Raw genomic sequence first — 22,823 nt, forward strand, 5'->3', positions numbered from 1 at the left:
GGCTGGATAAATCATGCAACTGTTCAACATTCGCGGCGGCGTTCATCCCGACGATTGCAAGCAATTGTCGGCAAATCAACCGATTGAAACGCTGCCGCTGCCTGCGCTGCTGCACATTCCGTTGCAGCAGCACATTGGAGCGCCAGCAAGTCCGGCAGTCCGGCGTGGGCAGCGCGTGCCAAAGGCGATTTGATTGCCAACGGACAGGGCGTGATTTCTGCGCCCGTTCACGCACCAACTTCAGGGCGCATCGTCGGTGTCGGCAGTTATCCCGCGCATCACGCTTCGGGTTTGTCCGTGCCGACCGTGACGCTGCAACCCGACGGCGAAGATCGCTGGGCAGATTCGATCAAGGGTGTCGCCGATCCGTTCGCGCTTGATCCCGACGACATCGCAGCGCGAGTCGGCGCAGCGGGCATTGTCGGGCTGGGCGGCGCAACCTTTCCGGCAGCAGTCAAACTCAATTTGCGCAAAAAATACCGACTGCACACGCTGGTGATTAACGGCGCGGAATGCGAGCCATATCTCACTTGCGACGACCGGTTGATGCGCGAACAGGCTGATGCAGTGCTCGATGGCATTCGCATCATGGCGCACGCGCTCGTGTGACACGAATCATTATTGCCATTGAAAACAACAAGCCCGAAGCGCAAGCGGCGATGACTGTTGCTGCATCCCAGCATTCCAATATCCAGATCGCGCATTTGCCGACCCGTTATCCGATGGGTTCGGAGAAGCATCTGGTGCAGGCGTTGACCGGACAGGAAACTCCGGCGCGTGGTTTGACGCGATATTGGTGTCGTCGTGCACAACCCAGCGACTGCGTTTGCGGTGCATGAGGCGCTGCGTTTTGGTTATCCGCTGGTGTCGCGGGTGGTCACAGTCAGCGGCGGCGCGATTCAACAGCCGCGCAATGTGCGCGTGCTGCTGGGAACGCGAGTGCAGGATTTACTGGATTATTGCGGTGGTTTCACTGTCGAACCCACGCGCTTTCTGAGTGGCGGGCCGATGATGGGACAACCGCTGCCGAGTGCGCGAGTGCCGATGGTGAAAGGCAGTAACGGTGTGCTGGCGCTGACGGCAGCGAAGTGAATGCGCAGCCGCCGATGCCCTGTATTCGCTGCGGCAGCTGCATTCAATCCTGCCCGTGTGGGCTGGTGCCGTTGGATTTGGCGGCACACACCCGCGCTGGCGAATTGGAAGGCGCAGTCAAATTGGGTTTACTGGATTGCATCGGCTGCGGCTCCTGCGCGTATGTTTGCCCGTCGCATTTGCCGCTGGTGCAATTTTTCAATTATGCGAAAGGCGAAATGGCAGCTCGCGGTCGCGCCAAGCAGAAACAGGTTGAAACCAAGCGGTTGATTGAACAGCGCACGGCGCGAATGGAAGCCATTCAACAGGCTAAACGCGAAGCAATGGCAGCGCGGAAACGTGAAGCTGATGCGAAAAAGAAAGCTGCTGCTGCCGCCGCGCCAGCTTCAATCTAAAATATCGGGACATCCAACATGCAAATCGGCGTTGCTTACGCAGACAAATTCAAAAAGACTTGGTGAAACTGGATGTGCCCAGCGGCAGCACCGTCGCTGAGGCGATTGAGCGTTCTGGGTTGCTGGCGCAGTTTCCAGACATTGATTTGACCGTAAATAAAGTCGGCATCTTCGGAAAAATCACTGCGCTTGATGCGGAGATTAGCGACGGTCAGCGCATCGAAATTTATCGCCCGATTACCGCTGATCCGAAAACTGCCGTTCGCCGTGATCGCGGGTCAGACGCCGACGATTGATGCCGCAGCTTATAACTCCATGCCGCTGCGATATTTTTTCTCGCAGCGCAACACCAGTTCCAGCGTTACCACAGTGATTTCTTCTTTGACTGCCTCTTTTTCGATGATGCGCCGAATGATCGGACGTAAAAATGCTGGCGCTTCATGTATGCGTTCCTGCGCATCGGCGTTCCAACTGACGCCCAATTTTTTATTGATCCAACTGCCCGGCACGGGCAGCGGTTCTACTGCCTCGGCAATCGTCACTCCGGGATTGCCGCCAAACGCGGCTTCAGCAAACACGTCTGACATGCTCTGACCAAAAGCGCGGGTAAACACCGGAAATGCTGGATCGTTACGCAACAACACTCGTTTGAGTTCCACAATCGCGGCACTGCGCCGTTGCACTGCCGCTGCATTCGTGTCGCGTTGCGCCGGTTCAATGTAGGCCGAGCGCCACGTCTCAATCGTTGCGGTGAAAGTTGCGAAAAACTGCTCAGGTTCCAATGGTTTAAGTGGACAATATAAAAGGTGCGGCGAGGTGACAGACTGCAACCATTCGACCTGCGTCTCCGGCAGTCCCAGCACAGCTCGCTGCTGCGCCGCCACCGTTTGAAAAGGCGTCATATCGAGCGCAGGATCAATCGGTGCTAAATCCAAAATCAACAGCGTTCGCGCTGGTGGCATTCCGCCGATATGTAATAAAAAACAGGGAATTGCGTACTCGACACGCGGATAACCGAAAATCACCAGACCGCTGCGCCCAGCTTTCAGGCTGTATTGATGCACCATCACGCGATCGAGTTTTTCGCCCTGATACAGCCGCGACCGAGCGCGAATGTGCGTGTCTGCGTTGTGGCGAAAACTCTGGTATTCGGTGAAATCGTCGCCATTCATACAGTCCTGCAAGTGTTCTAAAAACCATGCTTCACAACGGTTCCAAAGTGTCACATACGGGTCAGGCGTGTTGTTTTTAATCATCGGTCTTGATTTTTGCACTTGAATCGCGGGGATTATGGCGATAGGCAGAGGGCTTGGCAAAATCGCTATCTTGGTCACAAATACGGTGGAAACTCGGTCATTTGGCGGGTTTCATGGCATTCTTTGACATCAGCAGCGCCAGTCGGTTATTTAGAAATAGACAACAATGAAAATCCCCAAACGTCTCGAACCACTATTACAAGATGGTCTAATAGACGAAGTTATTCGTCCATTAAAAAGCGGTAAAGAAGCTGCGGTTTATGTCGTGCAATCAGAGGGCTTCATTCGCTGCGCTAAAGTGTATAAAGATGCAAATCAACGCGGCTTTCATAAACAAGCGTTATATCGAGAAGGACGCAAAGTGCGTAATAGTCGACAAGCTCGTGCGATGGAAAAAGGCACACGCTATGGTCGCAAAGAACAAGAAGATGTCTGGCAAAATACTGAAGTTGACGCACTGTATCGTTTAGCTGCCTTTGGTGTCCGCGTTCCGCAGCCTTATCATTTCATTGATGGCGTATTATTGATGGAGCTTATCACCGATGCAGATGGAGTTGCAGCACCACGCTTAAATGATCTTGAATTAACGCCAGAACAGGCGATTAATTACCATGATCGCTTAATTGCCGAAGTCGTTAAAATGCTCTGCGGTGGTTTGGTACATGGCGATCTATCGGAATTCAATATCCTAATTGACGCACAAGGACCAGTGATTATTGATTTACCGCAGGCAGTCGATGCCGCTGCGAATAATCATGCACCGCGAATGCTGGAGCGTGATGTGAATAATTTAGCGGCATATTTTGGACAATTTGCCCCAGAATTACTCACCACCAGTTATGGTAAAGAAATCTGGCATCTGTACGAAAGCGGCAATTTAACGCCGGAAATTAAACTGACTGGACATTTCAAAGGTCAGCACAAAACCGTTGATCTTGACAGCGTTTTGCGTGAAATCAACGATGCTCGTGAAGATGCAATGCGACGAATACAGGCACAAACGCAAGAAGATTAAAACCAGCGTTTGACCAATTCGTAATCAGTTTTAAAACCCATGAGTGACGTATGTTTAGCCCCAGCACAATCAACCATACAACACGCGGAATGGCACGCATTCTTGTCGTCGATGATGAACGCACCAGCCTTATTTTAATGAAACGCCTGTTGCAAGCGTCTGGTTATTCCGACATCGTGTTAATTCAAGATTCCTGCGAGGTGATGGCTGCATATCAAGCAGCGCCAACAGATTTAATTCTATTGGATATTCAAATGCCGCATCTCACTGGTTTTGATGTGATTGAACAACTCTCTGCATTGCAAGACCCGCTCATGCCACCAATTCTGGTACTAACAGCACGGCATGGGCGCGGCGAAATGTTGCGGGCATTAGAATCTGGTGCACATGACGTTATTCGTAAACCCTTTGATCAAGCTGAAGTTGCTGCACGAGTGCGCAATATGCTTGATGTGCGTTTAGCACATAAAATGCTTTATGATCAAAAAGATGTATTAGAACGCATTGTACAAGAACGCACCCATCAAATTCGAGAAACACGTTTACAAGTGGTGCAGCGATTAGGTCGCGCAGCGGAATACCGCGATAATGAAACGGGTCAACATATTTTACGCATGAGTCACAGTTCTGCATTATTAGCGCGACATCTTGGTTGGAATAATGATCAATGTGAAATCATGCTTCATGCCAGCCCGATGCACGATGTTGGCAAAATTGGTATTCCCGATCGCATTCTATTAAAGCCCGGCAAATTAACGCCTGAAGAATGGCTAATTATGCAAAAGCACGCCAGTATTGGTGGTGATATTCTCAGTGGCGATGATTCTGAATTACTGCAAATGGCACGAGAAATTGCGCTAACCCATCACGAAAAATGGGATGGCAGCGGTTATCCACTGGGTTTAGCGGAAAACGCCATTCCAATTTCGGGGCGAATTGTGGCGCTCGCCGATGTATTTGATGCGCTCACTTCAGAGCGTCCCTATAAAAAAGCGTGGGAAGTTGATGCAGCACTTGATTTAATTCGAGAACAAAGCGGTAAACATTTTGATCCCAGTATAGTTGCGGTTTTTCTACAATTAGTTTCTGAAATTCTTAACATTCGCAACCGCTTTTCTGATGCCGCACATTCACGCCATGCAGTGATTAAACTTGACAGTGCGGGCAATCAACAAGCATCGACAAATTAGCATTTAATTTGTGCTTAATACGCTTAGAATTTAAATTTCAATCACAACTTAGCAACGGCGGCTAAACCCTTGAGCAACTCTAGCGAAGATGATATTCAAGCGCGGGCTCGGCAGGCGCTCGAGCGAGGCACTTTTGATTGGATTGGAAAAGGTATCACACAGGGTGATATAGACCTTGTTGAACTCAATGAAAATCTGCGCATCTATCAAGCCGAACTTGAATTGCAAAATGCCGAATTGCGTGTGACGCAAGCGGCAGCGGAGCGCACTGCAAATCGCTATACCGTGTTGTTTTCGGCAATTCCACAACCGGTATTGGTGGTTGAGCGCGGCGGATTAATTTTAATGACCAATGAAGCTGCCAATCGGTTATTTGGTTTGCAGCATCATCATTTGCGTAAACACTATTTACCACGTTTAGTCAGTAAATCTTCTGATGAACAGTTGGATAATATGCTGCGTCACGCATGGGCAAATAATGTTAATGAACCTATTCTTATTCATTTCTTAACCACTGATGGAGGGAGCTTTCAAGGTGAACTCCGCGTGGCGCGTTTACCGGCTGAAAATGATGGTGCGGATCATTTAATTTGCACGGTGACAGATTTAACAGAGCGATTGCGTCAAGAACAGGATTTACGCAGTACCTATGCGCGATTGCGCGAGAGTGAAACCCGCTATCGAATGCTGGCGGATTATTCCACTGATTGGGATTATTGGCGCGATCCTGAAGGGCGTTATCTTTATGTCTCGCCAGCCTGTGAAGCGGTGTGTGGTCATCCACCAGAAGCCTTTGTTGCTAATAATAAGTTGATGGATGATCTTATTCATCCTGATGATTTAGCGCAGTGGCAAGCGCATATTCAAGAAGTCTTTAGTCATAGTGAACAAGCAACCACGCTAAAACCGGAGCGGTTGATTTTACGGCTGTTTCGACCGGATGGCGAAATGCGTTGGATTGAGCATTTATGTCGCCCGGTGTATGACATTGATGAAACCTATCAAGGGCGACGTGGCGTCAATCGTGATATTACGGTGCGCCAGCAAGCCGAAATCTTAATGGATTTGCAAAAGCGCCGTTCCGAATCATTGCTTGAATTACATCTGGCAGCAGATGAATTAAATGAAATATCATTGATTCGTTATGGTTTGGAATTGGCAGCAGTATTAACTGCCAGTGACCTCGGCTTTGTACAACTCATTCACGATCATCAACACAATGACGCAGAAATTGTCACGTGGTCGCGGGCGACTTTGGCGCGAGGACGGCGGCTGCCAGCGGCGGAACTGCATTCACTCGTGACCAGTTGTAATCTCTGGGATGCAGCGATGTTGCAGCGCCAGCCCTTTGTTTGTAATGACTATTCAACCTACGATACCAAACTGGAATTGCCGCCACATCACCTGCCGTTGACCCGTTTTGTCACCATTCCGGTGATGGATGGCGGACGGGTGCAGATGCTTGCGGGGCTGGGCAATAAAGCGAGCGATTACGTTGATCTTGATCTCGAAACAATTCAGCTCATTGCCAACGCCATTTGGCGGATCGTGTGCCAGCGTCGCGTAGAACAGGCGTTGCGCGTGAGCGAGCAGCGGTTTCGGCGGTTGTCGATGCTGATGTCGGACATCGCTTATTCCTGCATCGAAGTTGGTTCGAATCGCTATCGACTGGATTGGGTGAATGGTGCGGTGGAGGCAATCACCGGTCATTCCGCTGCGGCGATTGTGGCGATGGGAACATGGCGGCGTTTGGTGGTGCTGGAAGATCGCGCATTGTTTGATCTTCATGCGCTGAATCTGTTGGATGCCGACGCAGAAACCAACGCCATTTCCACCTGCCAACTGCGCTTGCGCCGCCGCGATGGTGGCACTGCGTGGGTCGAAATCACCAATCAGCGTGCTCCAAAGAAGGCGGACATTGGCACATTTATGGTGGCGTGAAAGACATCGGCGAACGCAAACGTTCCGAACAAAAGATGCAGCATTACGCCCGACAAATGGAACGCCAAAATCGAGAATTGGATCAGGCGCTGGTGCGAGCGGAAGCCTCCACGCAGGCGAAAAGTCAGTTTCTCGCCAACATGAGCCACGAAATCCGCACACCAATGAACGGCGTCATCGGCATTATCGGCTTGCTGCTCGATACCGAATTGACCCACGAGCAGCGGCGTTTGGCCGAGATCGTGCGTGATAGTGGTGAAAATTTGCTGGTGTTGATTAACGACATTCTCGATTTTTCCAAAATCGAAGCTGGCAAACTCGAACTTGAAATGCTCGATTTTGATCCACGGGTCGCGCTGGAAGATGTGCTGGAAATGCTGGCATTTAACGCGCAGAAAAAGAATCTGGAATTGACTTATCAGATTGATCCAGCAGTGCCGCAGCTGCTGCGCGGCGATCCGCGTTATCTGCGCCAGATCATCATCAATCTGATGGGAAATGCCATTAAATTCACCAGCTTTGGTGAAGTCGGAATTCGTGTGGCGCTGATGCAGAAAAGTGCACAGCGGGCACTGGTGCGCTTTGAAGTGCACGATTCCGGCATCGGCATTGCTGCCGATCAGCGCGGCAATTTATTCAAAGCGTTCAATCAATTAGACAGCTCCACCACCCGGCGCTTTGGCGGTACGGGCTTGGGTTTAGCGATTGCCAAGCAGTTGGTTGAATTGATGAATGGGCAAATCGGCGTGGACAGCACCATCGGCGAGGGATCGCAATTTTGGTTTACTGCCGAATTTGAATGTCCGCCGCTGTCGGCAGAGGCGACTGAGGAACAACATACCGACATCTTAAAAGGGTTGCCGGTGCTGCTGGTGGACGATCACGCCACCAATCGGCTGCTGCTGGCGACGTTGCTCCGCGCTTGGGGTTGCGTCACGACCGAAGCTGCGCAGGCGGAAGATGCGTTGCGGTTAATGCGCCAAGCTGCGTCGGAACAAGCGCCGTTCGCAGTGGCGCTGCTCGACATCAAAATGCCGACGCTTGACGGCTTGCAACTGGGACAGATGATTAAATCTGAAACAACTCTGCGTCATACTCGCTTGATTTTGTTGACTTCGCTGCTACAGCGCGGTGACGATGCCGAGCGCATGACGCAAGCCGGATTTGCTGCGCATCTCACCAAGCCGGTGCGTAAACAGCGGTTGTATGAATGTTTGGTGCAAGTGCTGGGTGTCGCGCCAGAGCCAGACGCTGCGCCAGCACTGTTGAGTCACCAAATTTTGACGCAAGCTGCTGAAATCTCAGCGGTGAATGCGTTCACTTCGGCAATTCGCATTTTGTTAGTCGATGACAATCTCACCAATCAAATTGTGGCGCGGGGCATTTTGCAAAAACTCGGTTATCGCCACATCGACACTGCCAGCAACGGCTGGGAAGCGTTGGAGCGCCTGAGCCACACGCATTACGATTTGATGCTGCTTGACGGACAGATGCCTGAATTGGATGGATTTGAAGTAGCGCGACGGCTGCGTCGTGGCGATGTGGGACCGCTCAATCAACAGATGCCGATTATTGCGATGACCGCCTTGGCGATGCTGGGTGATGAGCAGCGTTGTTTGGATGCAGGAATGAATGCGTATCTGTCCAAACCAGTGCAACCTGTTGAATTGGCAAGCACGATTGCTGCGCAGCTGGAGAAAATTAAATCCCCCGCAGCCCCACTTTTGCAAAGAGGGAAGGAAGATGAAACGCCCATCAACAAAGCCTCCCAGCCCCCTTTGCTCAAGGAAGAGGAAAAGCCCCCCTCAGCAACAGACTCTGAAAAGCCCCCCTTTGCAAAAGGGGGGTTGGGGGGATTTCAACGCCCCATTTTCGACATCACCGATTTTTTAGGGCGCGTGATGAATGACCCAGAAATTGCGCGGGAAGTCATCGACCAATTTTTGTTGGACACGCCAGTACGCATCGCAGAACTGCGCACGGCAGTGGAACATAACCTTTTAGCTGAGGCGAGCTTAAAATCCCATGCAATTAAAGGGTTAGCTGCAAATATCTCAGCGTGTCAGCTTGAGGATTCCGCTGGAAATCTGGAAATCTACAGCGATACCGGCACTGATGTAGCGGAATATCAACGGATGACGCAGCTCATTGAGCAAGATTTTCAACAACTTAAAATTCAGCTTCAGGCTTGGCTGAACAGTTAACACGATACTCAGATGTTTATGGCGCTCTCAATTCCCGCTCATCCATTAGAAGCACCACATTCTGAACGTTGGCTCGGTGCGCCACCGCCTGCGTCTCCACCTTGCCGTGGATCGGCGCTCGTTGTCGATGATTCGCCTTCAGATCGACTCCTGTTGACGACGATGCTTAGGCACGAAGGTTTTCACATCCGCGAAGCAGCGGATGGGGCGGCTGCGCTAGTCAGCTTCATCGCTGATCCGCCCGACATCGTGTTTATGGACATCCTCATGGCAGGCATGGATGGCTGCGAAGCAACTAAACAAATCAAGTCTTTATCAAATGTTAGCTTTGTTCCGATCATCATTTTGACTGCCTTGATTAACAAAAACGCTTTGATGCGTTGCACCGAAGCAGGCGCCGATGATTTTCTGACCAAGCCATTTAATCCGCAGGTGCTGCGGGCGCGGATTGTGGCGGTGGAACGAATGCGCGATTTGCAACGCACCATCACTACGCGTCGTTATGCACTGGCGGAATTGCTGGAACGCCGCCGCGAGGAACAGATTTTGGCGGAGCGGGTATGGAATCGCGCAGTCACCAATCGCAATGTGTCGATGGAGCAACTCAGCTTGGCGCAACGTCCCGCAACTGTGTTTAACGGTGATTTGGTATTAACCCAGCATTTGCCCGATGGCGGACTGCGCATTTTGCTCGGCGATTTCACCGGTCACGGATTAGCCGCTGCGATTGGCGCATTGCCGGTTGCTGATGCGTTTCATGCCACAGCACGCAAAGGCGTTGATGACACGCGAGTGTTGGCAGAAATCAACCACAAGCTGCATCAAATCCTGCCGCCAGATCGGTTTCTCGCTGCCTGTTTGATTTCTATCAGCGGCAACGGCGAAGAGTTGCGCTGGTGGAATGGCGGAATGCCCAGCGTGTGGCTGCGTAACGCGAGCGGTTTACACGAGCTGGCATCACACGCGCTGCCACTCGGCATTCTGGCGGAATTGGCGACGCGGGAAATACCGCAGCGCATTCGGATTCAGCGCGAAGATCGGCTGTTAGTGATGAGTGACGGCTTGCTGGAGGCGTGCAATGCCCAAGGGCAAATGTTTGAAGATGCAGGATTCCGCAAGATTCTCGACGCTGGGCGTATGGCGAGCCAATTCTGCCAGTGTTGTTAACTGCGTTGGATGCGCACAGTGCCGGCAGCACACAAGCAGATGACATTGCTATTCTGGAAATTCCTTTGAATGACAAGCTGTTCGCAACCTTAGATCAGGAATCCAATCCCACCAGCGGCAGCAGTTGGCAGTGGTCATTGACACTTGAAGACGACCGCCTCGCCAATCAGCCCTCGTTAATTACGGCATTGCGTCCGCTGGGGCTGTTGGAAAGTATTGAAATGCACGCGGGCGTGTTGGAAACCATCGTCACCGAACTTTATTCCAACGCGCTGGAACACGGCATTTTGGGATTGGATTCAGCGTTGAAAGCGACTCCTGAAGGTTTTGATAGCTATTACCGCGAGCGCGAGCGCCGATTGACAACGGCTGGCGATGGACGTTTAACGTTGACTTTGACTTATGACGCGGAAGCGCCGGGGCATTGTGTGCGGATTCGCGTCACCGACAGCGGGCGCGGTTTTTGTGACGCCGAAGTATTCGCTTTGCCGCAGGATGCGATGCGTCCGTGGGGGCGCGGCATTGCGATGGTGCGTGATCTGTGCGAAAGCCTAACCTATACCAATTACGGCACTGAGGTTGAGGCAGTCTATCGATGGTAAAGAACGCATCAGTAGAAAAACCAATGGGCTGGCGCGGTTGCGCTCTAGTGGTTGATGACGATCCGATCAGTCGTCATCTGCTGGCGAGGATGTTACAGCACGAAGGTTTTCGTACTGAGAGCGCTCGTGATGGTAAAGAAGCGGTGGTGCAATTTGCTGCTCTGCATCCACAGATTGACCTCGTGTTTATGGACGCGCTGATGCCGTGCATGGACGGTTTTGAGGCAACGCGCCAGATTAAAGCCTTGACCAAATTGAATTTTGTGCCGGTAATTTTTCAATCGGCGCTGCAAGATGAAGATTCCCTGTTGCGCGGAATTGAAGCTGGCGGTGATGATTTCCTGACTAAACCATACAACCACGGACTGCTGCGGGCGCGGATTTTTGCGATGGAGCGAATGCGCGACCTACAGCGCCATGTTGCAGCAGAGCATTTGCCGTTGCTGGAATTATTGGAGCGTGAAGATGAAGAGCAGGCGCTGGCAGAGCGGATTTTTAGTCGAGCGATTAAAAACCGCAACGTCGCCACCGATCAATTGGGATTGTTGCTGCGTCCGGCAGCAATGTTCAGCGGCGATTTGGTGTTGACCCAGCATCTGCCCGATGGCGGACTGCGCGTGTTGCTCGGTGATTTCACCGGTCACGGATTAGCGGCAGCAGTGGCGGCGCTACCGGTTGCCGATGCGTTTCATGCGATGACGCGCAAAGGTGTTGAAGATGCAGAAATCCTCGCCGAACTGAATCGCAAACTCTATCAATTGCTGCCGATTGAGCGGTTTATGGCTGCCTGTTTGGTGTCGATTCCCGGTGACGGGCAAATACTGCACTGGTGGAATGGCGGTTTGCCGAGTGCATGGTTGCGTACTCAAGACGGATTGCACGAATTGACCTCTCACGCGCTGCCGCTCGGCATTTTGCCGGAATTGCCTGACAGCGCCGGATTGCGCCAGCACGCCCTTCAAGCTGGCGACAGTTTATTGATGTTTAGTGATGGTTTACTGGAAGCGCAAAATCGTGACGGCATTCCCTTTGAAAATGCTGGATTTCGTCCCACGATAAACGCTTGGCAACATGCAGACACGGTGTTTTCTAAGATGATTGAAGCACTTGATACTCATTGCCTGAATACCGAGCAAGCCGATGACATCGCAGTCGTGGAAATTCCGCTCAATTGCAGTCTGTTCACTGCGCCACAAGCAACGGTGCAGCGGGCGGTCAATGGCGGATGGAATTGGGCGATTGAACTGCGCGATGAACATCTCGGCAATCTGCGCTCGGTCGATGCAATGTTGCGTCCATTGGGATTGCTCGACGGTCTCGACGCGCATCTCGTCGCGCTAGAAACCATCGTTGCTGAACTCTATTCCAATGCGCTGGAGCACGGCATTCTCAAACTGCCTTCCAGTCTCAAATCCGCACCTGACGGATTTGAGGTGTACTACGAACGGCGGGCGGATTCACTCAGTGCCGGTTGTTTGGGCTGTATTCGTTTAGAAATCAACTACAAACCCAATGCCGTGGGCGGTCATATTCACATTCGTTTCCGCGACAGTGGCACGGGTTTTGATGTCACCGATTGGCAACTCAGCGATCCGAACATTGCGCTGGCAGCGGCGCGTCCGTGGGGACGCGGCATCGCGCTGGTGCGCCAACTGTGCGAATCACTGACGTATCACGATCAAGGGCGCGTGGTGGAAGCGGTTTATCGTTGGTAAACCAACGGTTTAGAGCAATTCACACACTGCTTGCACGATCGCTGCATCTTCTGCCCGCGCTGCAACTTTCACCACCTTAAATCCTAGCTTCTGCGCCGTCAGCGCGGTGCGTTCGGCAATCACCACCAGCGGCGTTCGCAACAACTGCGCCTTTCCTGCTGCGCCGAGCATCGCTGCCAAATTCAGCAACACCTCGTCGCTGGTCGCCATCACCACCGCCACGTCATCCGCCCACCGCGCCAGCAACGGCGCGGAATCAACGTCCGGTTGAACGCGGCGATACACCTCCGCAAAGTGCACCGTCGCGCCGCGAGCAGTGAGCGTGTCAGCAAACAACGCCCGTCCGCCTTCGCCGCGCACGATCAACACCCGCTGCCCGCGCATGTCCGCCAGCTCCGGCATGGCCAACAGCGCCTCGCTTTCGTAGCGGTCATTCGGCACTAAATCCGGCGCACGACCGGCAGCAGTGAGCACTCGCGCCGTGCCGCGCCCAACTGCTGCAACGTGTTTCACCTGCGCCCAGCGTCCGTCGGGAACCTGCGCCAGCGCCTGTTCCACTGCGTTGGGACTGACGAAATACAGCACATCCCACGTTTCCGCCAACAGTGCGGCGGTTTGCGGCGTCGCCACTGGTGCAATCGCAATGGTCGGAAACCGAATCGCCCGTCCACCAGCCGCTGTGATTAACTGACACAGCGGTTCAGCTTGCGCAGCGGGGCGCGTGACCAACACGCCGCGTCCACTCAGATCACAGGGCGCACTCATTTAGTGCTGCTCCGCCAAGGCGCTCAAAATCTCGCCCGCGCCCTGCGCCAGCAGCGCGTCAGCAACCTGCGTTCCAATTGCCACTGCATCGCTGCGCAATCCGGCACTTTCCGCCCGAAGAATGCGGGTGCCGTCCGGCGTTCCCACCAAACCGCGCAGCAGCAACTGGTCGCCATCAATCACGGCATGACCGGCAATTGGCACTTGGCAACCGCCGTGCAACCGCAGATTCATTGCCCGTTCCGCCAGCACGCGGTCGGCGGTTTCGGGATGATGCAGCGGCGCAATTAACGCTTCGATGCGCGGATCGTTGCAGCGACATTCAATGCCGATCGCGCCCTGACCGATAGCGGGCAAACTGACGGCTGGCGCGATGTGCGCCCGAATGCGCTCTTCAAAACCCAAACGAATCAATCCGGCAGCGGCGAGAATGATCGCGTCGTAATCGCCAGCGTCGAGTTTTGCTAGCCGCGTGTTGACGTTGCCGCGCAGCGGTTCGATGCGCAAATCTGGACGTAAATCAGCAAGTTGACATTGGCGGCGCAGACTGGACGTGCCGACGCAAGCGCCGTGCGGCAGCGCAGCAAAATCGGCATATTGATTCGATACAAAAGCGTCGTGCGGATTTTCGCGCTCCATCACCACCGCCAAATACAGCCCATCGGGAAATTCCACCGGCACATCTTTGAGCGAATGCACCGCGATGTCCGCCTCGCCCGCCAGCATTCCCTGCTCTAACTCTTTCACAAACAACCCTTTACCGCCTACTTTTGCCAGCGGCGCGTCGAGAATGCGGTCGCCTTTGGTGCTCATGCCGATGATTTCAATCGCCAGTTCGGGATGCAGCGTTTTAAGCAGCGCGGCGACGTGCTCGGCCTGCCACAGCGCCAGCGGAGATTTGCGGGTTGCGATACGAATACTGTTAACCATGTTGATTCCTAAAAATAACTCGGTGAAAACCGGCGAGATGCGCACCACTGTTAGCGCGTGGAAGCGATTGTGGCATAGCGCGGTCGGAAAAAAAGTTGGCAATTGTCAGGAAAAAAGCGGGTTACTGCCAACTGAATCACCCGGATCGCACCGACGCGCCGTCAATGGCAGAATGTTTGAACACCTTGATTCTCAATCGCCCGGAGTTTTCGTTGATGCACCCCTCCGAATTACTGCGCACCAAAGTCATTAACGCCGATCACGTTCTGTCTAACCACGGCTTGCGGCGCGTGCTCGGCCCGTTTGATCTCACCTTGCTGGGTATCGGCGCGATCATCGGCGCGGGCATTTTCGTTTTAACCGGCGTTGCCGCAGCGACCCAAGCCGGTCCCGCCATCATTTTGTCTTACGTCATCGCCGGAATTGCTTGTGCTTTCAGCGCGTTGGCTTATGCAGAATTGGCAGCATCCGTCGGCGGCTGCGGCAGTGCTTATGGCTACAGCTACGCCGGTTTGGGCGAAATCATCGCGTGGATCATCGGCTGGGATTTAATTTTGGAATACGGCGTTGCAGTGTCCGCCGTCGCAATTGGCTGGTCAGCCTATGTCAACAACGCGCTGGCTGCCGTCGGGCTGGCGCTGCCAGAAGTGCTGGTGAAAGGCCCGCTAGAAGGCGGTTGGCTGAATCTGCCCGCCACGCTGATCGTGTTGATTTTGGCGGGATTATTAAGTTTAGGTGTGCGCGAAAGTGTGCGCGTCAACGCCGTAATGGTGTTCGTCAAACTGGTGGCTATTACCATTTTTATCGCCGTCGCTGCATCTCACGTCGAACCCGCACACTGGACGCCATTTATGCCGTTCGGCTGGAGCGGCGTCATGGGCGGCGCAGCGTTGATTTTCTTCGCGTATGTCGGCTTTGATGCAGTCTCCACTGCTGCCGAAGAAGCCCACAATCCGCAGCGTGATTTGCCAATTGGCATTTTGGCTTCATTAGTCATTTGCACCTTAATTTATATTATTGTTGCCGGATTACTGACGGCAGTAGTCGCTTATCCAACATTGAATGTCGGTTCACCAGTTGCGGATGTCATGTTGCGATTAGGTTATCCGTGGGCAGCGGGCGTCATTGCCGCTGGCGCAATTGCCGGATTAACAACAGTGATGCTGGTGCTGTATTACGGATTAACCCGAGTATTTCTCGCCATGTCCCGCGATGGTTTATTACCGCCACTATTCGCACAAGTGAATCCGCGCACCCATACGCCAACGCGAGTGATTATGGTCAGTGGGCTATTGATGGCAACTATCGCCGGATTAACACCGATTGGCGATGTAGCTGAATTAGTGAATATCGGCACTTTAGCCGCATTCTTTTTAGTGTGTATTGGCGTGGTCAGTTTGCGTTACACCCATCCTGATTTACCGCGTCCATTCAAAACGCCGTGGTCGCCAATCGTGCCATTAATGGGCGCAACATCCTGTTTTATATTGATGTTGAATTTGCCGCTCATTACTTGGTTGCGTTTTTTAATTTGGCTACTGCTGGGATTAGCGATTTATTTTCTCTATTCGCGCCAGCACAGCCTATTAGCCACCGCGAGCGAATAAGCCCATGCACACATTGATTGATTGGTTATTGGTCACGGTTAACGGTTGGGGCTACGCTGGTATTTTCATTTTAATGGCGTTGGAATCGACCGTGTTACCGGTTCCCAGCGAATTGGTGTTAATTCCGGCCGGTTATCTCGCGTATCAGGGACAAATGAATCTGATGCTCATCATACTGGCATCAACGTTCGGCAGCCTTGCCGGAGCGTTTATTAATTACGGGTTTGCGCTCTGGGTGGGGCGACCATTTCTGGAACGTTATGGGCGTTATTTTTTTGTGCGCCCAGCATTATTGAATAAAACCGACGTTTTTTTTGCACGGCACGGCGCGATTTCTACTTTCACTGGGCGATTGATTCCCGGCATTCGCCATTTGATTTCATTGCCCGCCGGATTGTGCCGAATGCCGGTCGCCACCTTCGCGGGTTATACCAGTTTGGGTGCAGGGATTTGGTCGGTGGTACTGACGCTGCTGGGTTATGTCATCGGCGATAACGCCGCATTATTACAGGCAAATTTGCCGCTGGTGACAGTTGCCGTGCTGATCTTTGTCGTGCTCACGCTGGCGGTTTATGTGCGCTGGCAACGCCGCGCAGCGGATATGCCCAGATGATGCGCCAGCAGTTGTTCATCGGCAGCGTGTTGGCGCTGTGCTGGCTCGGTCAACCGCCCGCGCAAACGCTCAATCTTCCCGATCTCGGCAATTCCGCTGACCGCCTGCTGTCCACTGGCGCAGAAACGCGGCTCGGTCAAGCGTTTATGCGCAGCGTCCGCACTGCGCTGCCGGTGTTGGATGATCCGCTGCTGGTCAGTTATCTCGAAATGCTCGGCAATACGCTGGTGGCAGCCGATCAGCAAGCCAGCGCTGGGTTCACGTTTTTCCTGATTGATGCGCCGGTGGTCAACGCCTTCGCTGGGCCCGGCGGTTATATCGGCGTTTACAGCGGGTTGATTCTCGCCGCAGAAACCGAGAGCGAGCTGGCGGGCGTCATCGCCCACGAAATCGCGCACGTCACCCAGCGCCATCTGATGCGCGGTTTTGAAGATCAAAGCCAATTTTCGATTCCCGCGACGGCGCTGTTGGTAGCCGCCGCGATTCTCGGTGCGCAGGTCTCGCCCGATGCGGGCATGGCAGCCATTGCCGGAATTCAGGCTGCAACCGTGCAACGGCAAATTAACTTCACCCGCGATAACGAAAATGAAGCAGATCGCCTCGGCATCACCACGCTCGCCCACGCGGGCTACGATCCACACGCGATGGCGGGATTTTTCGGGCGGCTGGCGCAATCGGGGCGGCTGTATGACAACCACGCGCCGGAGTTTCTGCGCACCCATCCCGTCACCAGTAATCGCATCGCCGATGCGCTCAGTCGTGCGGATGAATTTGGCGCACATCAGCGCCCAGACAGTTTGCGGTTTCAACTGGTGCGGGCGCGACTGCGCGAACGCAGTTACCGCCGCTCGGAACTGGCAGTGACGTATTTTCGAGACAGTTTGCGCGAGGGACGGTATCGCAGCGAAATTGCGGAACGTTACGGTTATGCGCTGGCGCTGCTGCGGGCGCACCAGTTCGCCGAGGCGCAGACGGAAATCAGCAAATTGCTGGCAGCGTCTCCGCAGCAAGCGGAATTCATCATTCTCGCAGCGCGGTTGCAGTTGGCGCAGCAACACCCGGCAGCGGCGCTGGCACAATTGAAACAGGCACTTGCGCACACGCCTGATGTCTGGCCGCTGCGGGTGGCTTATGCGGAGGCATTGCTGGCCAATAACCAACCGCAGTTGGCATTGGACGAACTCACTGCCGTCGAGCGCCAGCGCCCCGGTCTCGCGGTGCTTTACGATTTGCTGGAACAGGCGGCGATGAAGACCGGGAATCAAGCCGCAACGCATCGGTTTCGGGCCGAAAAGCATTATGCCGAGGGCGATGTAAAGGCAGCGATTCGCCAGCTTGAGATTGCCTTGCGCCAGCCAAAATTGCCGTATCACGATGCAGCGCGAATTCAGGCACGTTTGGAAACATGGCAAGAGGAACGGCAAATGCAGAAAAAACGGGATAAAAATCAATGACAACGGATGCAACCGTGTTTGTGGTCGATGACGATCAAGCCATGCGCACTTCGCTACAGTGGCTGATTGAATCGACGGGTCTTACCGTACAAACGTTTGAATCAGCAGATGTTTTTCTGGCTGATTATGCGCCGGGGCGAGCAGGCTGTTTATTGCTGGATGTGCGTATGCCGGGCATGACAGGTTTGGAATTGCAGAGTTATCTCACGCGTCAGGGCTATCGGCTGCCGGTGATTCTGATTACTGGTCATGGCGATGTAGCGATGGCGGTAAAAGCGATGAAAGCTGGCGCGTTGGATTTTATTGAAAAGCCGTTTCACGATGAGGATTTGCTCCGCAGCATTCATCAAGCCTTAGATTTTGATCAAAAAAATCGCGCCAGCCATGTCGTTCGCGCTGAGATTGCCATGCGGTTGGCGGAATTGACGCCGCGTGAGCACGAGGTGATGACGATGGTGACTGATGGATTGTCAAACCGCGAAATTGCCGCTGCGCTCGGTGTCAGTGCCAAAACAGTGGAAGCGCATCGAGCGCGAGTGATGGAAAAAATGCGGGCGGAATCGCTGGCGGAATTGGTGCGGATGGCGCTGCTGGTCGCACCAGAAACGGCGCTGTAAACGCTGAGGATTTAAGTGAATGAACGGATGTTTTCTCAAATTTTACGTCGCCGAAAATCGCCGCCATCGGCATCGGTTGGTGTACGAATGGCTGCTCGAAGAAGCGCAGAGTTTCGGTTTACACGGCGGTTCGGCATTTCGGGCGCTGGCGGGTTTCGGTCGTCACGGGCGGTTGCACGAAGAGCATTTTTTTGAATTGGCTGGCGATGTGCCAGTTGAAGTGGGTTTTGTCATTACGGATGATGAAGCAGATCGTTTCTTGACGCATCTCGCGGCGCAGCAGTTGAATCTGTTTTATCTGCGCGTTCCCGTCACGGCGGGATTTACTGCGGAGCTGCTGCCGTGATGCGCCGAATCTCAACACGAGCACTCTGGCTGCTGCTGGCAGTCATCACGGCTACGGTCGCAGCAGCGAGCATTATTTTAACGCCGTGGTTCGATCTTGATCCTTGTTATCTCTGCATTTTTCAACGATTACTGTTCATGGTGCTGGCGCTGCTGGCCATCCTCACCGCCAGCGGAATAGCGCAGTTAACGACGTTTGCCGGACTACTCTTCATCGTCGTGTCTGCCAGCGGCGCAAGCGTTGCGGCATATCAAAGCTGGCTGCAATGGCAACCCGCAGACACCGTATCCTGCGTGGGCGGACAGCCGAATCTTCTCGAACAACTGATTGAATGGCTTGGTGAAAAAGTGCCAGCACTCTTTTTAGCCAGCGGTTTTTGCGAAGATCGTGGGCTGGTGATCTTCGGATTATCACTGGCAAATCTGGCTGGGCTGGTGTTCAGCGGAGCACTGGCGCTGGCGCTGTGGGCGTGGTGGCAAAGTAAAACGCGCCACTTGGTTTGAAATCAACGTTGCTGAATCGGTCAACTGCTATGCCTAAATCAACGCCGCTCCACATTGGTGGGCAATTCTGGTTCAACATCAGCGAAGGCGGACTTCTCGGTAAAGAACGCATCGCGTTATTGGAGCAAATCGCCGAGCGTGGTTCGATTACCCAAGCCGCAAAATCCTTAAAAATCAGTTACAAAGCAGCGTGGGATGCAGTGGATACAATGAATAACATCGCGCCTGCGCCGGTGGTAGAAACTGCCACTGGTGGACGCGGTGGCGGCGGAACGCGACTGACCGAAGAAGGTCGGCAGTTAATCACCGTTTATCATGCCATTGCCGCTGAATACGCTCGTTTTCTCGACGGGATTAACGCCACGCTTGGCGATTCTGCGGCGGCGCTGGCGCTGCTACAGCGGCTGGCAATGCGCACCAGTGCGCGTAACCAACTGATTGGAAAAGTGATTGCCGTCACCATGCGCACGGTTGATGCTGAAGTTGTGCTGGAAATTCAAGGCGGAATGCAGATTAGCGTCGGCGTCACCAATGAGAGCGTGGAATTGCTGCGTCTGTATCCCAATCGTCAAGTGTGGGCGTTGATTAAAGCAGTGGCAGTGAGTATTCATCGTGCACCAAATCCAGAATTGCCAAGCACAATCAATCAATTATGTGGCGTTGTGCAGCGCATTATTTGCGGCGAAGAATCGACTGAAGTGGTGATTGCATTGCCGTCTGGCGTGACGATTCGCGGGTTGATGACGACTGCGCAACTCAATCAACAGCACATTTGCGATGGTGATGCTGCCTGCGCTTGTTTTCCGGCTTCGGCAGTGATTATCGGCGTGGATAATTAAATCTTCTCAACTACCTGTTTTGATAAATCCCCCCAACCCCCTTTTTCAAAGGGGGCTTTGCGGAGGTTCTTTTTTCAAAGGGGGCTTTTTTTGGTGGAGCAAAATTTGCCAATCCAGACCGTTCCACGCTTCGATCGGCTGAAACCGCGTTTTGTAAGCCATTTTTTGGCAATCTCGAATCCAATAACCGAGATACAGATAAGGCAGCGCCAGCCGCCGTGCCAGTTCAATTTGCGTGAGAATGGCAAACACGCCGGGCGCTCGCTCGGCAATTTCAGGATCAAAAAAGGTGTAAACCGCCGATAGTCCGTATTCCAATTGATCGGTAACAGCGACGCCAATCAGTTGATCTGCCAACCAAAATTCAATAAAGCGGGTGACTCCACCCCAAGGCTCACCAAAAAATTCGATAATTTTCGGCGCTGGCATCTTCCGCCATATCTCCGTCAGGATGACGCGCTGCGAGATAACGGCAATACAAATCGAAATGCGCGAATTGAACACGCTGGCGTATCGACACTGGTGATTGCGGCGACGTTGCGCTGCCAATTGCGGCGTTGTGAACGGTTCGGCTGAAACGCTGCAACGGGAATACGCACCGGAACGCAGGCGTTGCAATGGTCACAATGTGGACGATAAACGTGTGCGCCGCTGCGTCGAAATCCTTTGTTAATCAACGCTTGATAGCTAAAACCATCCATAAGCGCGTGCGGATCAACGAATAAGGTGCGGCTCAACTGGTCTGTGAGATAGACGCAGGAATGTGCCTCGGTGAGATACAGCGCAAAGTGACGAGCCGTGTCTTGATTCATCGCACTGATTCACCATTCCAACGCGTCAATCGTCCCGGCAGCGGAGAAAACTGGTCGAGCAGTGTCAAAAAAGTCGCTCGTGGCACTGTGACTGCGCCCATGCGCTGCAAATGCGCAGTCTGCATCTGGCAATCAATCACGCCAAATTCCCACTCCGCCAGTTGTTGACACAGATGCACCAGCGCAATTTTTGACGCATCGCTCACGCGGCTGAACATTGATTCACCGAAAAAAACGCGCCCAATTGCCACGCCATACAACCCGCCAACTAATTGCTCGCCGCGCCAGACTTCAACCGAATGCGCGAGATGGTGCTGATGCAGATTTTCATACGCAGCAATCATTTCCGGCACCAGCCAGGTTCCGCCATCTTCATCACGCGGCGCAGCGCAACTGCGAATCACTCGCGCAAACGCAACATCAAAACTGAGGGTAAACCGTTGTTGTCGCAAACGTTTTGCCAGACTGCGTGAAATATGCACTTGATCGGGAAATAGCACCAAACGCGGATCGGGCGACCACCACAACAGCGGATCGCCGGGACTGAACCACGGAAAAATGCCGTGTCGATAGGCGTGATGTAGGCGAGTCACGCTGAGATCGCCGCCTACCGCGAGCAAACCGTTGGGTTCGCGCAGCGCCTGATCGGGATGCGGAAATGCAGTCGGATCGTGAGGATCGAGGAGCGCCAGCATTTGCTTTGAAATGAAAACGTTAGACCGCTTTTGCTTCTTTTAACGCTACAAGCTGGGATTGTTCCAGCGCCAGCATTTCCAGATATTTCTCCGCATCGAGCGCCGCCATGCAGCCGCTGCCCGCTGAGGTAATCGCCTGACGATAGACCTGATCCATCACATCGCCAGCCGCAAACACGCCGGGCACTGAAGTCGCAGTCGCGTTGCCCTGAGCGCCACCTTGCACACTCAGATAACCGTTGACCATCGCCAATTGCCCGGTGAACAACTGCGTATTCGGATGATGACCAATCGCAATAAACACGCCTTGCAAATCAATATCTTGGGTGGAGCCATCCAGCGTGCTTTTAATGCGCATACCGGTCACACCAGTTGCATCGCCGAGGATTTCGTCCAGCGTGTGATGCCACGCCAGCCGGATATTGCCGGTCGCAGCTTTTTCGAGAATCTGCTGCTGCAAAATCTTTTCCGCCCGCAGCGCATCGCGGCGATGCACCAAAATCACTTCCGAGGCAATGTTGGATAAATACAACGCTTCTTCGACTGCCGTATTGCCGCCGCCGATCACAGCAACCTTTTGATTACGATAAAAGAAACCGTCGCAGGTCGCGCAGGCTGATACGCCGCGCCCGCGAAATTCCTGCTCTGAAGGTAAACCGAGATATTGCGCACTCGCGCCGGTCGCAATGATGAGCGCGTCGCAGGTGTAAACCGCCGAATCGCCAGTCAAACGAAACGGACGATGCGCCAAATCTGCGGCGTTGATGTGATCAAAAATGATTTCTGTATCAAAGCGTTCGGCGTGACGGCGCATCCGCTCCATCAGCTCGGAGCCGTGCACACCGTCAGGATCGCCGGGCCAATTATCGACCTCGGTGGTGGTCATCAATTGACCGCCTTGTTCCAATCCCGTCACCAGCACCGGCTTGAGATTGGCACGGGCAGCGTAAACCGCTGCGGTATATCCCGCCGGGCCGGAGCCAAGAATGAGCAATTGGCAATGTTTGGTTTCAGTCATGGCAATGAGGATTCCTGTTAGCAGTTGAGAAGTTGGCAGTTTTCAGT

At 53.5% G+C, this 22,823-nt stretch carries 21 protein-coding genes and 2 pseudogenes; 16 read left to right on the forward strand and 7 right to left on the reverse strand.

Annotated features, from left to right (window positions below; genetic code table 11):
- The first annotated feature begins 13 nt into the window (after nucleotides 1-13).
- Nucleotides 14-1,487, forward strand: a pseudogene (gene rsxC, locus CXB77_RS11025) (electron transport complex subunit RsxC).
- A gap of 18 nt (nucleotides 1,488-1,505) precedes the next feature.
- Nucleotides 1,506-1,783 (forward strand): annotated as a pseudogene (locus CXB77_RS11030) (RnfH family protein).
- Between the two features lie 9 nt (nucleotides 1,784-1,792).
- Here the strand turns inward: CXB77_RS11030 and CXB77_RS11035 are convergent.
- On the reverse strand, nucleotides 1,793-2,743 hold the full coding sequence (locus CXB77_RS11035; protein ID WP_105073912.1) for a protochlorophyllide oxidoreductase: 951 nt from the start codon (nucleotides 2,741-2,743) through the stop codon (nucleotides 1,793-1,795).
- 166 nt (nucleotides 2,744-2,909) lie between these two features.
- Here CXB77_RS11035 and CXB77_RS11040 point away from each other — a divergent pair, with 166 nt between their 5' ends.
- From CXB77_RS11040 to CXB77_RS11060, 7 genes are all read left to right on the forward strand, one after another.
- On the forward strand, nucleotides 2,910-3,758 hold the full coding sequence (locus CXB77_RS11040; protein ID WP_105073913.1) for a PA4780 family RIO1-like protein kinase: 849 nt from the start codon (nucleotides 2,910-2,912) through the stop codon (nucleotides 3,756-3,758).
- Between the two features lie 89 nt (nucleotides 3,759-3,847).
- Complete coding sequence (locus CXB77_RS11045) at nucleotides 3,848-4,948, forward strand: HD domain-containing phosphohydrolase (protein WP_242445636.1); 1,101 nt, start codon at nucleotides 3,848-3,850, stop codon at nucleotides 4,946-4,948.
- A gap of 69 nt (nucleotides 4,949-5,017) precedes the next feature.
- Complete coding sequence (locus CXB77_RS21890) at nucleotides 5,018-6,889, forward strand: PAS domain S-box protein (protein ID WP_242445637.1); 1,872 nt, start codon at nucleotides 5,018-5,020, stop codon at nucleotides 6,887-6,889.
- Nucleotides 6,823-9,093, forward strand: a complete 2,271-nt coding sequence (locus CXB77_RS21895; RefSeq protein ID WP_242445638.1) for a hybrid sensor histidine kinase/response regulator — start codon at nucleotides 6,823-6,825, stop codon at nucleotides 9,091-9,093. The genes CXB77_RS21890 and CXB77_RS21895 overlap by 67 nt, the downstream gene beginning before the upstream one ends.
- A gap of 12 nt (nucleotides 9,094-9,105) precedes the next feature.
- Entirely contained in the window at nucleotides 9,106-10,260 is a 1,155-nt protein-coding gene (locus tag CXB77_RS21900; protein WP_242445639.1) for a PP2C family protein-serine/threonine phosphatase, read from the forward strand.
- Nucleotides 10,251-10,862 carry an ATP-binding protein gene (locus CXB77_RS21905; RefSeq protein WP_242445640.1) on the forward strand — a complete coding sequence of 204 codons (612 nt, stop codon included), beginning with the start codon at nucleotides 10,251-10,253 and terminating at the stop codon, nucleotides 10,860-10,862. Before CXB77_RS21900 ends, CXB77_RS21905 begins: the two co-directional genes overlap by 10 nt.
- Nucleotides 10,856-12,577, forward strand: coding sequence for an ATP-binding SpoIIE family protein phosphatase (locus tag CXB77_RS11060; RefSeq protein ID WP_105073915.1), 1,722 nt, complete (start codon nucleotides 10,856-10,858; stop codon nucleotides 12,575-12,577). The genes CXB77_RS21905 and CXB77_RS11060 overlap by 7 nt, the downstream gene beginning before the upstream one ends.
- Nucleotides 12,578-12,586: 9 nt before the next feature.
- On the opposite strand, the gene CXB77_RS11065 is transcribed toward CXB77_RS11060, so the two are convergent.
- Together CXB77_RS11065 and hemC are read right to left on the reverse strand one after the other, a co-directional pair.
- The gene (locus CXB77_RS11065) at nucleotides 12,587-13,342 is read right to left on the reverse strand and encodes a uroporphyrinogen-III synthase (protein ID WP_105073916.1); all 756 of its coding nucleotides are present in this window, start codon (nucleotides 13,340-13,342) and stop codon (nucleotides 12,587-12,589) included.
- Complete coding sequence (gene hemC / locus CXB77_RS11070; RefSeq protein WP_105074057.1) at nucleotides 13,343-14,272, reverse strand: hydroxymethylbilane synthase; 930 nt, start codon at nucleotides 14,270-14,272, stop codon at nucleotides 13,343-13,345.
- A 95-nt stretch (nucleotides 14,273-14,367) separates the two neighbouring features.
- Here hemC and CXB77_RS11075 point away from each other — a divergent pair, with 95 nt between their 5' ends.
- The 7 genes from CXB77_RS11075 to CXB77_RS11105 are packed head-to-tail and all read left to right on the forward strand — an operon-like array spanning nucleotide 14,368 to nucleotide 20,251.
- On the forward strand, nucleotides 14,368-15,879 hold the full coding sequence (locus CXB77_RS11075) for an amino acid permease (RefSeq protein WP_242445641.1): 1,512 nt from the start codon (nucleotides 14,368-14,370) through the stop codon (nucleotides 15,877-15,879).
- A 4-nt stretch (nucleotides 15,880-15,883) separates the two neighbouring features.
- Nucleotides 15,884-16,492, forward strand: a complete 609-nt coding sequence (locus CXB77_RS11080) for a DedA family protein (protein WP_105073917.1) — start codon at nucleotides 15,884-15,886, stop codon at nucleotides 16,490-16,492.
- On the forward strand, nucleotides 16,489-17,946 hold the full coding sequence (locus CXB77_RS11085; RefSeq protein ID WP_105073918.1) for a M48 family metalloprotease: 1,458 nt from the start codon (nucleotides 16,489-16,491) through the stop codon (nucleotides 17,944-17,946). Before CXB77_RS11080 ends, CXB77_RS11085 begins: the two co-directional genes overlap by 4 nt.
- Nucleotides 17,943-18,563 (forward strand): response regulator transcription factor, encoded by a 621-nt coding sequence (locus CXB77_RS11090; RefSeq protein WP_105073919.1) that lies wholly within the window; start codon nucleotides 17,943-17,945, stop codon nucleotides 18,561-18,563. The genes CXB77_RS11085 and CXB77_RS11090 overlap by 4 nt, the downstream gene beginning before the upstream one ends.
- A gap of 19 nt (nucleotides 18,564-18,582) precedes the next feature.
- On the forward strand, nucleotides 18,583-18,909 hold the full coding sequence (locus CXB77_RS11095; RefSeq protein ID WP_105073920.1) for a DUF190 domain-containing protein: 327 nt from the start codon (nucleotides 18,583-18,585) through the stop codon (nucleotides 18,907-18,909).
- Nucleotides 18,909-19,412: a disulfide bond formation protein B gene (locus tag CXB77_RS11100; RefSeq protein ID WP_105073921.1), complete on the forward strand. Its 504-nt coding sequence runs from the start codon at nucleotides 18,909-18,911 to the stop codon at nucleotides 19,410-19,412. The genes CXB77_RS11095 and CXB77_RS11100 overlap by 1 nt, the downstream gene beginning before the upstream one ends.
- 29 nt (nucleotides 19,413-19,441) lie before the next feature.
- Nucleotides 19,442-20,251, forward strand: a complete 810-nt coding sequence (locus CXB77_RS11105) for a TOBE domain-containing protein (RefSeq protein ID WP_105073922.1) — start codon at nucleotides 19,442-19,444, stop codon at nucleotides 20,249-20,251.
- Between the two features lie 45 nt (nucleotides 20,252-20,296).
- Here the strand turns inward: CXB77_RS11105 and CXB77_RS23850 are convergent, their stop codons facing one another.
- The 4 genes from CXB77_RS23850 to trxB are packed head-to-tail and all read right to left on the reverse strand — an operon-like array spanning nucleotide 20,297 to nucleotide 22,776.
- Complete coding sequence (locus CXB77_RS23850; RefSeq protein ID WP_197711039.1) at nucleotides 20,297-20,680, reverse strand: hypothetical protein; 384 nt, start codon at nucleotides 20,678-20,680, stop codon at nucleotides 20,297-20,299.
- A gap of 17 nt (nucleotides 20,681-20,697) precedes the next feature.
- Nucleotides 20,698-21,063, reverse strand: a complete 366-nt coding sequence (locus CXB77_RS23855; protein ID WP_197711040.1) for a hypothetical protein — start codon at nucleotides 21,061-21,063, stop codon at nucleotides 20,698-20,700.
- On the reverse strand, nucleotides 21,060-21,758 hold the full coding sequence (aat, locus tag CXB77_RS11115; RefSeq protein ID WP_105073923.1) for a leucyl/phenylalanyl-tRNA--protein transferase: 699 nt from the start codon (nucleotides 21,756-21,758) through the stop codon (nucleotides 21,060-21,062). The genes CXB77_RS23855 and aat overlap by 4 nt, the downstream gene beginning before the upstream one ends.
- A gap of 19 nt (nucleotides 21,759-21,777) precedes the next feature.
- Nucleotides 21,778-22,776, reverse strand: a complete 999-nt coding sequence (gene trxB / locus CXB77_RS11120) for a thioredoxin-disulfide reductase (RefSeq protein WP_105073924.1) — start codon at nucleotides 22,774-22,776, stop codon at nucleotides 21,778-21,780.
- Between the last annotated feature and the right edge of the window lie 47 nt (nucleotides 22,777-22,823).

The sequence above is a fragment of the Chromatium okenii genome (assembly GCF_002958735.1).
In the GTDB taxonomy this organism is placed as follows: Bacteria; Pseudomonadota; Gammaproteobacteria; order Chromatiales; family Chromatiaceae; genus Chromatium; species Chromatium okenii_A.